1 protein-coding gene is annotated in these 751 nt (G+C 47.7%); it reads right to left on the bottom strand.

The genetic code is table 11. The features are described from left to right. A partial coding sequence (locus A3750_RS23765) for an RNB domain-containing ribonuclease (RefSeq protein WP_156498896.1) occupies positions 1 to 751 on the bottom strand: 751 nt, incomplete at both ends.

The following is a 751-nucleotide window of genomic DNA, read 5'->3' as shown; positions in this document are numbered from 1 at the left end:
GCGATTCACCAACAGCATGCACTCTTCTACCCAAGCATGCGCAGTATGTGTCTCACGGGGTTTAATCGCCTCAATTTTCTGCTTATCGTTTAGCTCGAGATAAAATTCTGTTCTTCCTTGTTGTACACAAGCATTCTCTCTTCGCCATTCCAACATCTTTTCTGACAAGCTTTGCAACAACGGTAACTGTTCAGCTACTACGGATTTTAACTCCGTCGACTCTACTCCACTTGCCTGCGCATAGGATAGCTTTTGAGCCGATGTGATTGCGGCTTGCGAGATCGTAAAATCTGTAAGTTCACCAGTTTCACTTACTTGAATCTTAAAGACCTTTGCCAGACGCTTTTTACCCTCTACAAGAGAGCACAAATCAGAACTCAACTTTTCAGGAAGCATAGGGACAATTTTGCCAGGCGCATACAACGAAGCGGAGCGCTCGAGCACCTCTTTCTCCAACTCGGGCTCAGAGCTTATCAAAGCTTCTGGATCAGCAATGGCAACAGAAAGTAACCAGCCGCTGCCATCACGCGCAATGTATAGCGCATCATCCATATCCCGCGTTCGCTCACCATCGACAGTAAAAAATGGCACATCGCTTAGATCTTCCCGCTCAGAGCAAAGTGACTCGACACGGCCCTCATCTAAGTCAGTCAGCGCCGTCTCTGCTGATGCGCTCCAGCTTTCAGCGATATGATGTTTCGCAAGGCTGTAAACCCACTCGATGCCCTTACTCGATTCATTCCCCAAAACA

It is taken from the genome of Oleiphilus sp. HI0079 (genome assembly GCF_001635105.1).
This window is presented reverse-complemented; position numbering and strand designations above follow the sequence as displayed.